Genomic DNA, 271 nt, shown 5'->3' with positions numbered 1-271 from the left:
AGATCCGTAACGATATGAGCAGCAAGCGAAAAGCGGAAGCCCGCGCCCAGGCGGCGGAGAAAGGGAAAAAGGCCGACCGGGCATAAAAAAAGCGCCCTGAGTGGCGAGGGTTTAAGCAGTCAGACGGTATGGCTCTTACTCAGGCGGGCAAAAAACGCTATACTCGTGCCTCCTTGTCCCCTTAGTTAAATGGATATAACGAGCCCCTCCTAAGGGCTAGTTGCAGGTTCGATTCCTGCAGGGGACACCATGCGCAGCCGCAATAATCTTC

The 271-nt window shown here is 54.6% G+C and carries 1 tRNA gene; it reads left to right on the top strand.

Going from position 1 to position 271, the window contains the following annotated elements:
* Positions 1–175: 175 nt before the first annotated feature.
* Positions 176–250 (top strand) — tRNA-Arg (locus GYB81_RS24130).
* The last annotated feature ends 21 nt before the right edge of the window (positions 251–271 follow it).

Origin of the sequence: Pseudomonas yangonensis (assembly GCF_009932725.1) — a bacterium.
Taxonomy (GTDB): domain Bacteria; phylum Pseudomonadota; class Gammaproteobacteria; order Pseudomonadales; family Pseudomonadaceae; genus Aquipseudomonas; species Aquipseudomonas yangonensis.
The sequence above is the reverse complement of the archived record's forward strand: the minus strand, read 5'-3'. Positions and strand labels throughout refer to the sequence as shown.